The organism is Streptomyces sp. NPDC026589 (assembly GCF_040638385.1).
In the GTDB taxonomy this organism is placed as follows: domain Bacteria; phylum Actinomycetota; class Actinomycetes; order Streptomycetales; family Streptomycetaceae; genus Streptomyces.
On the sequence record NZ_JBEZYG010000007.1, the window covers coordinates 51,917 to 66,333 of the forward strand.

The following is a 14,417-nucleotide window of genomic DNA, read 5'->3' on the forward strand; positions in this document are numbered from 1 at the left end:
TGGTGACGCGTGGTCACTGGTGCTTGAAGTGCTTGATGGACTGGTCCTTGGCGGTCGCGTCGGCGAAGGCCTGGATCTTCTTGATGGTCTCGGCCGGCTTGGCGCGGCCGGCCATCATCTCGCCGATCGCGGCGACGCCGATCTGCTCCTTCTGGAGCTTCACGTACCAGTCCTGCAGGCGCGGGTTGACCACGTTGGTGCCGGCCTTCTCCAGCGCGGCGACACCGGACTTCAGGCCGTCGGACAGCTCGATGCCGTCCGTGCCGCCGTTGAAGGCGGAGAGCGACTTGGTGCTGGTGGTGAAGGACTTGGAGGAGGCCTCGCTGAGCATGATGCGCAGCTGCTCCATGCCGCCCTCGGGGTTCTTCGCCTTGCTCGGGACGATGAACGGCTCGCCGCCGGACGCCCAGAGGGTGCCGAAGGGCAGCTTGTCCGAGGCGTCGAGGCTGGAGGGAGCGCCCACGGACAGCTTGAAGTCCTTGGGGATGATCGCCGCTTCCTCGTTCTCGACCCAGGAGCCGTTCGGGATGAACAGCGCCTTGCCGCGGGCCCACGCACCCTGGGAGCCGCGGTGGTCCAGGCCGGGGGTGCCCTCCAGGATGTAGTCGTTGGCGACGAGCTCGTAGTACGCCTCGAAGGCCGCCTTGACCGCGGGGTGCTCCCAGGCCTTCGGCTCCAGGTTGTCGATCGCGTCGAGGACCTCGACGCCGCCGATCTTGCCGATGAAGGGGTACAGCGAGAAGGGGATGTAGTAGGGGTGCTTGCCGGGGTAGGTCCAGCCGGCGATGCCCTGCTTCTTCGCCTTCTTGCAGAGCGCGAGCATCTCGTCCCAGGTCTCCGGGTACGCGGAGTCGAGCTTCTCCAGCGCGGTCTGCGAGTACCAGACGCCGTAGACCGTGTACGCGTAGTACATGATCCAGACCGGGTCGCCGTCGAACTGGCCCATCTCGATGATGCCCGGCCGCAGGGTGTCGCGGACCTTCTTGGCGGGGTCGTCGATGGAGGGGGCGTCGAGCAGCGGGGTCAGGTCGGTGAGCTGCTTCTTGCCGACCAGGACGCCCATGTCCATCTGCTGGGCACCGGAGTTGTCGATCAGGTCCGGCGGGGTACCACCGTTGAACCGCGGCTGAAGAACCGACTGGATCTTCTGCGTCGCGGAGAACTTGACCTTCGCTTCGGGATAGGTCTTCTCGTAGACGGCCTTGGCGTCCTCGGCGTACTTGGTGCCGAAGCCACCGTCGAAGATGACGATCTCCAGCGGTGCGCTGCCGTTGACGGCCAGCGGGTTCTTCTCGGTCTTTTCGCCCTTTTCGACCTTGTCGTCGCTGCTGCTGTCGCCGCTCGCGCAGGCGGACAGGAAGCTCATCGTCGGAACAGCGATCAGGCCGAGTGCGGCAGAACGCTTGATCAGATCGCGACGGCCAAGGCCCTCATTGTTGTGGGCGGAGGTGGATCCCATGCTCAAGTCCTCGCCTTCTCCAGGACTCAGGCGGTGTACCGGTCACCCGTCGAGAATTCGCCTCAGGCGAAGGGCCCCGCCACCGCGGTCAGTTGCGCTTGGGTCATGCGGATATGCAGATATGCAGATGTACCGGACGGGCCGGTGCAGTGGGGATGTCGGGAGACCGTACAGCGAGGACACCCCTGGCGTCCTCGCAACCGTCCCTGTTTCCCCCGCGCGCACGTCCGCGTGAAAGCGGCCGTGCAGGTGCCGACAGGTATAGTCCACTTGTCGCCAACTGAGCAAGATCGAACGCAGGTTTGGGCGGCAGTCTTTCCCGAGTTGAGACCTCACGGACACCTCGGCACCCCGCGCCCTCTTCCCGCGGAGACTTTTTCCCCATACCGGCCGATTCGCCGAGGGGCCTCCCGGCAACACCCTTGACACGTCCCGCCCCTGGGATCCCTACTGGACCTTGCATCCCGCTATGACAACGTTGTCCATGCATTTTCCCGGGGAGGAACGGCTCGGCATGCAGCCACCACGCGGCATCGATCACGGATCAGACAAGGCCTCTCACGCGGTCCCCCGCCCGGCTCACCGCCGGAGACGGACCCCCACAGCAGCCGCCCTGGCGGCCTCCCTCGCCCTGGTGGTGATCGCCCCCGCGGTCGCCACCGCCCAGCCCTCCTCGCCGGACCGGAAGCCGTCCGGCGACCGCACCTTCAGCACCTCGTTCGAGGCGGACGAGAGGCAGCCGGACTGGCGCGGCACCGTCGAGGAGGGCCCCGACGGCGAGAAGCGCTCCTCGGGCGTCGACGGGGGCTTCTCCTCCGGCATACCGGGCAATGTCACCGACCGGGTGACGGAGCTTCGCGCGAGCGCCGAGAACACCGCCGGCGGGGAGGTCAAGGAGAACCTCGTCGACGTCGAGCCGGGCTCCAAGTGGCTGGCGTTCAAGCCCACCGGCTGGGTCGAGTTCGACCTGGACGAACCCGTCAAGGTCGTGACGTACGCCCTCACCTCGGCCAACGACCACGCCGAGCGCGACCCGAAGGACTGGACGCTCAAGGGCTCGGTGGACGGCAAGGAGTGGACCGGCCTCGACACCCGCACCGGCGAGCGATTCGCCAAGCGGCACGAGACGAAGAGTTACGACTTCGCGGGCGACACCGCCTACCGGCACTTCCGCCTGGAGATCACCGCGAACAACGGCGCTTCGGACGCGCTTCAGCTCGCCGACGTTCAGTTCTCGAACGGTGACACCTCCGCGCCGGTGCCCGACGAGATGCGCAGCCAGCCCGACCGCGGCCCCTCCGGCTCCCCCACCGCGAAGTCCGGCGCGGGATTCACCGGAAAGAAGGCACTGCGTTACGCGGGCACCCACACGCCCGAAGGACGCGCCTACTCGTACAACAAGATCTTCGACGTGAACACGGCCGTCACCAAGGACACCGAACTGTCCTACCTGGTCTACCCGCAGATGGGCGAGACGGACCTGAACTATCCCGCCACGCACGTCGCGGTGGACCTGGCCTTCACCGACGGCACGTACCTGAGCGAGCTGAAGGCCACCGACAGCCACGGCGGGCTGCTCACCCCGCAGGGCCAGGCGGACGCCAAGCGCCTCTACGTCAACCAGTGGAACAAGGTCGCCGCCCGCCTCGGCACGGTCGCCGCGGGCAAGACGGTCGACCGGATCCTGGTGGCGTACGACTCCCCCAAGGGGAAGGCGAAGTTCCAGGGCTGGATCGACGACATCACGATCGCCCCGAAGAAGCCCGAGAAGCGCAAGGCGCATCTGTCGGACTACGCGCTGACCACCCGCGGCACCAACTCCAGCGGCGGCTTCTCGCGTGGCAACAACATTCCGGCCACGGCCGTCCCGCACGGCTTCAACTTCTGGACGCCGGTCACCAACGCGGGCACCACCAGCTGGCTGTACGACTACCACCGCGGCAACAACGCGGACAACCTCCCCACGCTCCAGGCCTTCGCCGCCAGCCACGAGCCGAGCCCCTGGATGGGCGACCGGCAGACCTTCCAGCTGATGCCGTCGGCCGCGAGCGGCACACCGGACGCGTCCCGGACGGCCCGCGCGCTGCCGTTCCGGCACGAGAACGAGACGGCGAAGCCGCACTACTACGGCGTCACGTTCGAGAACGGCCTCAAGGCCGAGATGACGCCGACCGACCACGCGGCCCGGATGCGGTTCACCTACCCCGGCAAGGACGCGAGCCTGGTCTTCGACAACGTCACGAACGACGGCGGCATCACCCTCGACCCGAAGACCAGATCGTTCTCCGGCTACTCGGACGTCAAGAGCGGCCTGTCCACGGGCGCGACCCGGATGTTCGTCTACGGCGTCTTCGACGCGCCGGTCACCGACAGCGGCAAGCTGAAGGGCGGCGGGGGCGACGACGTCACCGGGTTCTTCCGCTTCGACGCGGGCAAGGACCGCACGGTCAACCTGCGGCTGGCCACCTCGCTGATCGGCGTCGACCAGGCGAAGCAGAACCTGGCCATGGAGATCCCGGAGTCCACCTCCTTCGACCGGGTGCAACGCAAGGCCCAGGGGGCCTGGGACGACATCCTGCGGACGGTAGAGGTCGAGGGCGCCAACGCGGACCAGCTCACGACCCTCTACTCCAGCCTGTACCGGCTCTACCTCTACCCGAACTCCGGCCACGAGAAGGTGAAGGGGAAGACCAGGTACGCCAGCCCCTTCTCCAAGGCGGTCGGCGAGAACACCCCGACACGGACCGGCGCGAAGATCGTCGACGGCGAGGTGTACGTCAACAACGGCTTCTGGGACACCTACCGCACCACCTGGCCCGCCTACTCCTTCTTCTCCCCGAAGAAGGCCGGCAAGCTGGTGGACGGTTTCGTCCAGCACTACAAGGACGGCGGCTGGACCTCTCGCTGGTCCTCCCCCGGCTACGCGGACCTGATGACCGGCACCAGCTCGGACGTGGCGTTCGCCGACGCGTACGTCAAGGGCGTGAAGTTCGACGCCGAGGCGGCGTACGACGCGGCGCTCAAGAACGCCACCGTGGCCCCGCCGTCCTCGGGCGTCGGCCGCAAGGGCCTTCAGACCTCGGTCTTCACCGGCTACGCGGACACCGAGACCCACGAGGGCCTGTCCTGGTCGCTGGAGGGCTACGTCAACGACTACGGCATCGCCCGCATGGGCCAGGAGCTGTACAAGAAGACGAAGAAGGCGCGGTACAAGGAAGAGTCCGAGTACTTCATGAACCGGGCCCAGAAGTACGTCAAGCTCTTCGACGACAAGGCCGGGTTCTTCCAGGGCAAGAAGCCGAACGGCGACTGGCGGCTGCCTTCCGGTGAGTACGACCCCCGCGTCTGGGGCTACGACTACACCGAGACCAACGGCTGGGGCTACGCCTTCACCGCCCCGCAGGACAGCCGGGGCCTGGCCAACCTGTACGGCGGCCGCGACGGTCTCGGCAAGAAGCTGGACACGTACTTCTCCACCCCGGAGACGGCGGGCCCGGAGTTCGTCGGCAGCTACGGCGGCGTCATCCATGAGATGACCGAGGCGCGTGACGTGCGGATGGGCCAGTACGGGCACAGCAACCAGGTCGCCCACCACGCCACGTACATGTACAACGCGGCCTCGCAGCCGTACAAGACGCAGGAGAAGGTCCGCGAGGTGCTGGGCCGGCTGTACGTCGGCAGCGAGATCGGGCAGGGCATCCACGGCGACGAGGACAACGGCGAGCAGTCGGCCTGGTTCCTCTTCTCCTCGCTCGGCTTCTACCCGCTGGTGATGGGCAGCGGGGAGTACGCGATCGGCTCGCCGCTCTTCAAGAAGGTGACCGTCCGCATGGACAACGGCCGCAAGCTGACCGTGAAGGCCCCGAAGAACAGCGACGAGAACATCTACGTGCAGGGCGTGAAGGTCAACGGCAAGAAGTGGACCTCCACGGCGCTCCCCCACGACGTCCTGGCCAAGGGCGGCACGCTGGAGTTCGACATGGGCCCGAAGCCGTCGGCGTGGGGCACGGGCGAGGACGCGGCCCCGGTCTCCGTCCAGAAGGACGACAAGGTCCCGGCGCCCAAGGGCGACGCGCTGAAGGGCGACGGCGCGCTCTTCGACGACACCTCCGCCACCTCGGCGACGGTGGAGTCGGTGGAGCTGCCGGTGCCCTCGGCGACGAAGGGCGTCCAGTACACGCTGACCTCGGCGGCGGCCGACAAGGCGCCGGAGGGCTGGACGCTCCAGGGGTCGACGGACGGCGAGAAGTGGACGGACGTCGACCGCCGCTCGGGCCAGTCGTTCGCCTGGGACAAGCAGACCCGGGTGTTCTCGGTGGACGAGCCGGGCTCGTACACCGCGTACCGGCTGGTGCTGACGGGTTCGGCGACGCTCGCGGAGGTGGAGCTGCTCTCCTGACCCGTACGCGACGGGCGTCGGCGGCCGGTACCCCCGAGGGCGGGGTGCCGGCCGTCGGCGTTCATGCCTGTCGGAGTCGTTCGGGCGGCGCGGGGTTCAGCGCGGCTGGAGACTCCTCGGGCAGCCGCGAGGCTCAGCGCGGCTGGAGGCTTTCCGGCAGGGCCACGTTGAGCGCGGCGACGACCGGCCGGCCGTGTTCGGTGCCGAGCCGGGAGAGGGCGCCGGTGGCGAGCTGGAAGAGCCGTCCCTCGGCCGGGGTCAGGCCGAGGTAGCGGGCGGTGAGGACGCGCAGGAAGTGCGAGTGCGCGACGAGCGCGATGTCCGCGCTCCCGATTCCGTCGGCGGCGGACCGGACGCCCGCGAGGACCTGGTCGGCCCGCTCTCCGATCTGGGCGGGGCTCTCGCCGGGGTGCTCCTCGGAGCCGGGATCGACGCCGTCGGTCCACAGGTTCCAGAAGGGCCGGGTGCGGCGGATCGCCAGGGTGGTGATGCCCTCGTAGCCGCCGTAGTCCCACTCCCGCAGCTCGGGGGTGACCCGGGGGTCGGGGAGTCCGGCCAGTTCGGCGGTGCGGCGGGCCCGGATCAGCGGGCTGACGAGGGTGAGCCCGATGTTCCGGTCGGCCAGCAGCGGGACGAGCGCGCGGGCCTGGCGTTCCCCGACATCGGTGAGCGGGAGGTCGGTGTAGCTCGTGTGCTGTCCGGAACGGGACCACTCGGTCTCGCCGTGCCGGATGAGGATCAGCTCGCCCATGGGGTCCGTTCGCTTTCTGTACAGGTGGTGCCGGTGGTGCGGGTGGGGCCCCGTACCGTAAGTCCCTCACCTGATCCATTTCCCGTGGGGGGACCGCATGTCCGACTACTTCCCGCCTCCGCCGCCCGAACAGCCGCAGCCGGAGCACCATGCTCCGGCGGGTGCGGCACCGCTTTCGCCGTGGGCGGCCCCCGCGGCGCCGCCGGGCAAGCGGCGTACGGGGCTGATCGTGACGCTCGCCGTGGGCGGCGGGCTGGTCCTGGCGGGGGTGATGGTGGCGCTCGTCTACGCGTTGATGGACTCGGTCTCGGACTCCATCGCGCTGCCGCCCGAGCGGTCGGACGCGCCCTACTCCGAACCGTACGACGAGGGGCCGGTGGAACCCGCGCCGGAGCCCACCGTGACCGAGCCGGACGTGAAGGAGGACGTCACGATCACCGCGTGCAGGCGCGATCCGCAGATCGGATGGCAGTCGGCGAAGGTGAAGGTCGTGAACGGCTCGTCCACGACGGCGAGCTACCACATAGGGGTCGAGTTCCTCGACAAAAACGGCACGAAGGTCGCAGAGGGCGTCACCGGAGTGGTTGACCTCGGGCCGGGCAAGAGCGTCGTGGAGGAGGTGAACGGCCTCGGCGAGGTGCCGCGCGGCGCGACCTGCCGGCTCGTCGACCTCATGCGGGTGCCGACGGACGGCTGAGGGAGGCCTCGGGCAGCGGGCTCGGAAACGGCGCGAGGGCCGCACCCCGGGGTGACCCGGGATGCGGCCCTTCCTGCTCGGTCCGGCCCGCTTACTTGCGGATCAGGCTGCGGAGCACGTACTGCAGGATGCCGCCGTTGCGGTAGTAGTCCGCCTCGCCGGGGGTGTCGATGCGCACGACGCCGTCGAACTCCACACCGGTGTCGGTGGTGACCTTGACCGTGCGCGGGGTGGTGCCGTTGTTCAGCTCGGTGACGCCGGTGAAGGAGAAGGTCTCCTCGCCGGTGAGGCCGAGGGTCTCGGCGGTCTGGCCCTCGGGGAACTGGAGCGGGAGGACGCCCATGCCGATGAGGTTCGAGCGGTGGATGCGCTCGTAGGACTCGGCGATGACCGCCTTGACGCCGAGGAGCGCGGTGCCCTTGGCGGCCCAGTCGCGGGACGAGCCGGAGCCGTACTCCTTGCCCGCGAGGATCGCGAGGGGGGTGCCGGCGGCCTGGTAGTTCTGCGAGGCGTCGTAGATGAACGACACCGGGCCGTCACCCTGGGTGAAGTCGCGGGTGTAGCCGCCCTCGGTGCCCGGCGCGATCTGGTTGCGCAGGCGGATGTTGGCGAACGTGCCGCGGATCATGACCTCGTGGTTACCGCGGCGCGAGCCGTAGGAGTTGAAGTCACGACGCTCGATGCCGTGCTCGGTGAGGTACTTGCCGGCCGGGGTGTCGGCCTTGATGGCGCCGGCCGGGGAGATGTGGTCGGTGGTGACCGAGTCGCCGAGCTTGGCGAGCACCCGGGCGCCGGTGATGTCCTCGACCGGGGTCGTCTCCATCGTCATGCCCTCGAAGTACGGGGGCTTGCGCACGTAGGTGGACTCGGAGTCCCACTCGAAGGTGTTGCCGGTCGGGATCGACAGCGCCTGCCACTGGGCGTCGCCCGCGAAGACGTCCTGGTAGGACTTGTTGAACATGTCCTCGCCGATGGCGTTCGCCACGACGTCGTTGACCTCGGCCTCGGAGGGCCAGATGTCGGTCAGGTAGACCGGCTTGCCGTCCTGGTCGACGCCGAGGGCGTCCTTGGTGATGTCGACCTTCATCGACCCGGCGATGGCGTACGCGACGACCAGCGGCGGGGACGCCAGGTAGTTCATCTTGACGTCGGGGTTGATCCGGCCCTCGAAGTTACGGTTGCCGGAGAGCACCGAGGTGACCGCGAGGTCGTTCTCGTTGACCGCCTTGGAGACCTCGTCCGGCAGCGGGCCGGAGTTGCCGATGCAGGTGGTGCAGCCGTAGCCGACGAGGTTGAAGCCGACCTTGTCGAGGTACGGGGTCAGACCCGCCTTGTCGAAGTAGTCGGTGACGACCTTCGAGCCCGGGGCGAGGGTGGTCTTGACCCACGGCTTGCGGGTCAGGCCCTTCTCGACCGCCTTCTTCGCCACGAGCGCGGCGGCGACCATGACGTAGGGGTTCGAGGTGTTGGTGCAGGAGGTGATCGCGGCGACGGTGACGGCGCCGTGGTCGATCTCGTACGTCGAGCCGTCGGGGGCCGTGACCGTGGTCGGCTTCGACGGGACGCCGTTGGAGGAGGCCGGGGAGTCGGAGGCCGGGAAGGACTCCTTGCCCGCCTCCTCGTCGTCGGCGACGTAGTTGCGGACGTCGCGGGCGAACTGCTCCTTGGCGTTCGCGAGGACGATGCGGTCCTGCGGGCGCTTCGGGCCGGCGATGGAGGGGACGACCGTGGAGAGGTCGAGCTCCAGCTTCTCGGAGAAGTCCGGCTCGGCGGCCGGGTCCAGCCAGAGGCCCTGCTCCTTGGCGTACGCCTCGACGAGGGCGACCTGCTGCTCGTCGCGGCCGGTCAGGCGGAGGTACTTCAGCGTCTCGTCGTCGATCGGGAAGATCGCGGCGGTGGAGCCGAACTCCGGCGACATGTTGCCGATGGTGGCGCGGTTGGCGAGCGAGGTGGCGGCGACGCCCTCACCGTAGAACTCGACGAACTTGCCGACGACGCCGTGCTTGCGGAGCATCTCGGTGATGGTCAGCACGAGGTCGGTGGCGGTGGTGCCGGCCGGAAGCTCGCCGGTCAGCTTGAAGCCGACGACGCGCGGGATGAGCATGGAGACCGGCTGGCCGAGCATCGCGGCCTCGGCCTCGATGCCGCCGACGCCCCAGCCCAGCACACCGAGGCCGTTGACCATGGTGGTGTGCGAGTCGGTGCCGACGAGGGTGTCGGGGTACGCCTGGCCGCCCCGGACCATGACGGTGCGGGCCAAGTGCTCGATGTTCACCTGGTGGACGATGCCGGTGCCCGGGGGGACGACCTTGAACTCGTCGAAGGCGGTCTGGCCCCAGCGCAGGAACTGGTAGCGCTCCTTGTTGCGGCCGTACTCCAGCTCGACGTTCTGGGCGAACGCCTCGTTGGTGCCGAACTTGTCGGCGATGACGGAGTGGTCGATGACCAGCTCGGCCGGGGCCAGCGGGTTGATCTTCGCCGGGTCCCCGCCGAGCTCCTTGACTGCCTCACGCATGGTGGCGAGGTCCACGACACACGGCACGCCGGTGAAGTCCTGCATGATCACGCGGGCCGGCGTGAACTGGATCTCCTGGCTGGGCTGCGCCTGGGAGTCCCAGCCACCGATGGCCCGGATGTGATCGGCGGTGATGTTCGCGCCGTCCTCGGTACGGAGCAGGTTCTCCAGCAGGACCTTCAGGCTGTACGGGAGGCGCGCGGAGCCCTCTACCTTGTCCAGCTTGAAGATCTCGTACGACTCGTCGCCCACGCGCAGCGTGCTGCGGGCGTCGAAGCTGTTCGCCGACACGACAGTCTCCTTCTTCAATGTGCGCGTATCTCCGCGCCGCGCCTCATTGGCAGTCGGCGCCGCGTTTTGCCGTCTACTGCTCCGACCATCCGCTAAGGTAAGGATTAGTTAGGTAACCCTTACCGGGCGGCGGCTTCGGTGCGCCCCGGCAGATATCTCGATGTCGAGATAACTCTAGTACATAGCCGCCGCTCGGTCATGCCCAGGTGCCCCCACCGCACCGCCGGACGCCTTCACCGATGCCGTACGCCGCTTCGCACGGCAGCTCACCGCGACCGGCTGAGCACCTCGCCCACACCACGCCCGTGCGGCCGGACAGGGCGCCCGGCCCACACACCTACGCGGAACGGGGCACTCGGGCCACGCCCGTACGCAGAACGCGGTACTCAGACCACGCCCGTACGCAGAACGCGGTCGAGTGCCGTCCGGCCTGCGGGCCCCCAGGTCGGCTTGCCTCCGGGAAGCCCCTGGTCCCCGTTCCGCCCCATGAGCAGGAGCACCAGGCTTTTCATGGCGGCCAGCCCGCGGGCGCGCCGGATCATCGCCTCGTCCGCACGCTCGTACGCGTCGAAGAACCGTGAGGCGGCGCCCGCGGGGAGGACGACCCACGCGGCGGCGAGGTCCCACGCCGGGTCGCCGGCGAACAGGTCACCGAAGTCGATCACGCCCGAGAGCGTCCCGTCCGACACGACGACGTTCGCGGGGTGGAGATCACCGTGCACCCATACCGGCGGCCCCTCCCACTCCGGGGCCGCGACGGCATCGTCCCAGACGGCGCGGACCTCGTCGGCGATGCCGTCGGGGACGACGGCGTGGAAGAAGTGGTCGAATCCCTCCGTGTGCGCACGGGGATGACCACCGCGGTCCGAACCGGCCGGCGCGTCGACGGGCGCCTCCACGTGAAGGGCCCGGAGAAAGTCCGCCAGAGCACCGGCCGCATGGTCGCCGCGGCTGATCGAGGTGCGGTCCAGCGGCTCACCGGGAACCCACGTCATGACCGTCCAGGGCTTCGGGAAGCGTACGGACGGTTCGCCCGCCCGCACGGGGTTCGGGACGGGCAGCGGCAGGCGCGGAGCCAGGACCGGCAGCCAACGGCGCTCCTTGAGCTGAAGATCCGGGGCGCGTTCCGTACGCGGCATGCGGACGGCCAGCTCGTCCCCGAGGCGCCACTGCTGGTTGTCCCATCCGCCCTCGACCTCGCGGACAGCCAGCCGCGCGAGGTCCGGATGCTGCTCCTGGAGCAGGCCGCGGACCAGGTCCGCCGTGATCTCGATCTCGAAGTCGGTCATGCGGAGCCACGGTAGTGCGGCGGGGCCCGCCGGACGGGCCGGGCCCCGCGCACAGAGCCTGGGGTTGTCAGTCGAGACAGAACTCGTTGCCCTCGATGTCCTGCATGTTGAGGCAGGACTCGTTCTCCTCGTCGGCGAGCAGCAGCTCTCCGCGCACCGCACCGAGCGGGATCAGCCGCGCGCACTCGGCCTCCAGCGCGGCGAGGCGCTCCTCACCCACGAGCCCGGTGCCGACCCGCACGTCGAGATGCACCCGGTTCTTGACGGCCTTGCCTTCGGGAACGCGCTGGAAGTACAGCCGAGGGCCCACACCCGAGGGGTCCTGGCAGGCGAAGCCCGCGTCCCGCTGCTCGGACGGCAGCGAGAGGTCGTAATCGCCCCACGTGGCGAACCCCTCCGGCGGCGGCGGAACGACGTACCCCAACACCTCGCACCAGAAATACGCGACGCGCGAGGGCGACGCGCAGTCGAAGGTGATCTGTACCTGCCTGATCGGAGCCATCGGGCCACCCTAACGGCGCGCCGTTCGCCGAGCCTCCGTATTTCGCCGCCGCGGGAGTCGCGGGACGAGTCACCGCCGGCGGGCCGCCGAGCCGCTGACGCCCTTCGCCAGGTGCTCAGCCCAAGTGGGCGGCGCGGGGCCTGCGTTCGGCTGGGAAGAAAAATGAGGAAGCGGGACGCGGAACACGCTGAAAGGATGGCGTACTCCAGGGCCGACCCCCAGCACCAGGAGACGCACCCATCGTGACCCGCACCAGCGCCGTTTCACTGATCCGTTCCCGTTCCCTCTCCGACGTGGCCGAGTACGCCTATGCGGCCACCGCACCCGCCGAGGCCCGGCTGATCTTCCTAGCCGGCTCCTGTCCGCTCGACGAGCACGGCGAGACCGTGGCCGTGGGCGACTACGCGGGCCAGGCGGCGAAGGCCGTGGAGAACCTGCGGACGGCGCTCGCCGACGCGGGCGCTTCGGTCGAGGACGTCATCAGCACGCGGGTCCTCGTGGCGTCGGCCCGGCAGGAGGATCTCGTGGCCGCCTGGGAGGTGGTCCGGGACTCCTTCGGCGACCACGACGTGCCCAGCACCCTGATGGGCGTCACCGTGCTCGGCTACGCGGACCAGCTCGTCGAGATCGAAGCCGTGGCCGCCGTCCTCGACGCCCCGACGCCCGACAGCCCGGCCGGCCCCCCGTCGGCGTAATGACGGTGTGAACCGCCGCGCCCCCGCACGCCGAGGCGGGTGGCGGGGGCGCGGCGACGGGCATGGGCCACGCAACTCGTACGGACGCGTCGGCCGCGCCCTTCACTCCGGAAGGGGCCACTGTGGGAGGAGGCCGCTCACGCGGAGCCGGTGCACACCCGTCACTCGAACGGCACACCCCCACAGCAGCCTCATCTCATATCTGAGATAACCTGCCGTCATGTCAGACGACTACCTCGTACGCATCGGCAAGCTCATCCGTGACGCCCGTCAGCACCGGGGCTGGACACAGACCCAGCTGGCCGAGGCGCTCGCTACCAGCCAGAGCGCCGTCAACCGCATTGAGCGCGGCAACCAGAACATCAGCCTTGAGATGATCGCCCGCATCGGTGAAGCCCTCGACAGCGAGATCGTGTCGATCGGTTACGCCGGGCCCATGCATCTGCGGGTCGTCGGCGGACGCCGGCTCTCCGGGGCCATCGACGTCAAGACCAGCAAGAACGCCTGCGTCGCGCTGCTGTGCGCCTCGCTGCTCAACAAGGGGCGGACGGTCCTGCGCCGGGTGGCCCGGATCGAGGAGGTGTTCCGGCTCCTGGAGGTGCTCAACTCCGTCGGGGTCCGCACCCGCTGGGTCAACGACGGCGTGGACCTGGAGATCGTGCCGCCGGCGCAGCTGGACCTGGAGGCGATCGACGCCGACGCCGCGCGCCGCACCCGCTCGATCATCATGTTCCTGGGTCCGCTGCTGCACCGCACGGAGCAGTTCACCCTGCCGTACGCGGGCGGCTGCGACCTCGGCACCCGCACGATCGAGCCGCACATGATCGCGCTGCGCCGGTTCGGCCTGGAGATCGCCGCCACGGAGGGGCTGTACCACGCACAGGTCGACCGGTCCGTCTCCCCGGACCGGCCCATCGTGCTGACCGAGCGCGGCGACACCGTGACCGAGAACGCCCTGCTGGCGGCCGCCCGCCACGACGGCACGACCGTCATCCGCAACGCCTCCTCCAACTACATGGTCCAGGACCTGTGCTTCTTCCTGGAGGCGCTGGGCGTACGGGTCGACGGCGTCGGCACGACGACGCTCACCGTGCACGGGGTCCCGCAGATCGACGTGGACGTGGACTACTCCCCCTCCGAGGACCCGGTCGAGGCGATGAGCCTGCTGGCCGCCGCGGTGGTGACCGAGTCCGAACTCACCATCCGCCGGGTGCCGATCGAGTTCCTGGAGATCGAACTCGCGGTCCTGGAGGAGATGGGCGTCGACTGCGACCGCACCCCGGAGTACGCCGCCGACAACGCGCGCACCCGCCTGGTGGACCTGACGGTGCGGCCCTCCAAGCTGGAGGCCCCGATCGACAAGATCCACCCGATGCCGTTCCCCGGCCTCAACATCGACAACGTCCCGTTCTTCGCGGCGATCGCCGCCGCCGCGCACGGCCAGACCCTGATCCACGACTGGGTCTACGACAACCGCGCGATCTACCTCACCGACCTCAACCGCCTCGGCGGCCGCCTCCAACTCCTCGACCCCCACCGGGTCCTGGTCGAGGGCCCGACCCGCTGGCGCGCCGCCGAGATGATGTGCCCGCCCGCCCTGCGGCCCGCCGTGGTGGTGCTGCTGGCGATGATGGCGGCGGAGGGCACCTCCGTACTCCGCAACGTCTATGTGATCAACCGCGGTTACGAGGAACTGGCTGAGCGGCTCAACTCGGTGGGCGCGCAGATCGAGATCTTCCGGGACATCTGACGGGTGGGGTGTTGTGCCCCTTGGGGGCAAGGGGCACAACACCGCAACATGCCAGTTGAACTGCGGATA

At 69.1% G+C, this 14,417-nt stretch carries 9 protein-coding genes; 4 read left to right on the forward strand and 5 right to left on the reverse strand.

What is annotated here, in order from left to right; all coding sequences use genetic code 11:
• Positions 1 to 13 precede the first annotated feature (13 nt).
• Entirely contained in the window at positions 14 to 1,459 is a 1,446-nt protein-coding gene (ngcE, locus tag AB0F29_RS13905) for an N-acetylglucosamine/diacetylchitobiose ABC transporter substrate-binding protein (protein ID WP_361871260.1), read from the reverse strand.
• Positions 1,460 to 1,973: 514 nt separating this feature from the next.
• Between ngcE and AB0F29_RS13910 the strand changes: the two genes are divergently transcribed.
• Positions 1,974 to 5,858: a GH92 family glycosyl hydrolase gene (locus AB0F29_RS13910; protein ID WP_361871263.1), complete on the forward strand. Its 3,885-nt coding sequence runs from the start codon at positions 1,974 to 1,976 to the stop codon at positions 5,856 to 5,858.
• 133 nt (positions 5,859 to 5,991) lie between these two features.
• Here the strand turns inward: AB0F29_RS13910 and AB0F29_RS13915 are convergent, their stop codons facing one another.
• A complete protein-coding gene (locus AB0F29_RS13915; RefSeq protein WP_361871266.1) occupies positions 5,992 to 6,609 on the reverse strand; it encodes a histidine phosphatase family protein in 618 nt (205 codons plus the stop codon).
• 97 nt (positions 6,610 to 6,706) lie between these two features.
• Between AB0F29_RS13915 and AB0F29_RS13920 the strand changes: the two genes are divergently transcribed.
• Positions 6,707 to 7,306 carry a hypothetical protein gene (locus AB0F29_RS13920; protein ID WP_361871269.1) on the forward strand — a complete coding sequence of 200 codons (600 nt, stop codon included), beginning with the start codon at positions 6,707 to 6,709 and terminating at the stop codon, positions 7,304 to 7,306.
• A 91-nt stretch (positions 7,307 to 7,397) separates the two neighbouring features.
• Here the strand turns inward: AB0F29_RS13920 and acnA are convergent, their stop codons facing one another.
• From acnA to AB0F29_RS13935, 3 genes are all read right to left on the reverse strand, one after another.
• Entirely contained in the window at positions 7,398 to 10,112 is a 2,715-nt protein-coding gene (gene acnA / locus AB0F29_RS13925) for an aconitate hydratase AcnA (RefSeq protein WP_361871271.1), read from the reverse strand.
• A gap of 386 nt (positions 10,113 to 10,498) precedes the next feature.
• A complete protein-coding gene (locus AB0F29_RS13930; RefSeq protein ID WP_361871273.1) occupies positions 10,499 to 11,401 on the reverse strand; it encodes an aminoglycoside phosphotransferase family protein in 903 nt (300 codons plus the stop codon).
• A 67-nt stretch (positions 11,402 to 11,468) separates the two neighbouring features.
• Positions 11,469 to 11,903 carry a VOC family protein gene (locus AB0F29_RS13935; RefSeq protein WP_361871276.1) on the reverse strand — a complete coding sequence of 145 codons (435 nt, stop codon included), beginning with the start codon at positions 11,901 to 11,903 and terminating at the stop codon, positions 11,469 to 11,471.
• A gap of 242 nt (positions 11,904 to 12,145) precedes the next feature.
• Between AB0F29_RS13935 and AB0F29_RS13940 the strand changes: the two genes are divergently transcribed.
• Together AB0F29_RS13940 and AB0F29_RS13945 are read left to right on the forward strand one after the other, a co-directional pair.
• Positions 12,146 to 12,598 (forward strand): RidA family protein, encoded by a 453-nt coding sequence (locus AB0F29_RS13940; RefSeq protein ID WP_361871279.1) that lies wholly within the window; start codon positions 12,146 to 12,148, stop codon positions 12,596 to 12,598.
• A 220-nt stretch (positions 12,599 to 12,818) separates the two neighbouring features.
• The gene (locus tag AB0F29_RS13945; protein ID WP_361871281.1) at positions 12,819 to 14,348 is read left to right on the forward strand and encodes a UDP-N-acetylglucosamine 1-carboxyvinyltransferase; all 1,530 of its coding nucleotides are present in this window, start codon (positions 12,819 to 12,821) and stop codon (positions 14,346 to 14,348) included.
• Positions 14,349 to 14,417: the final 69 nt, after the last annotated feature.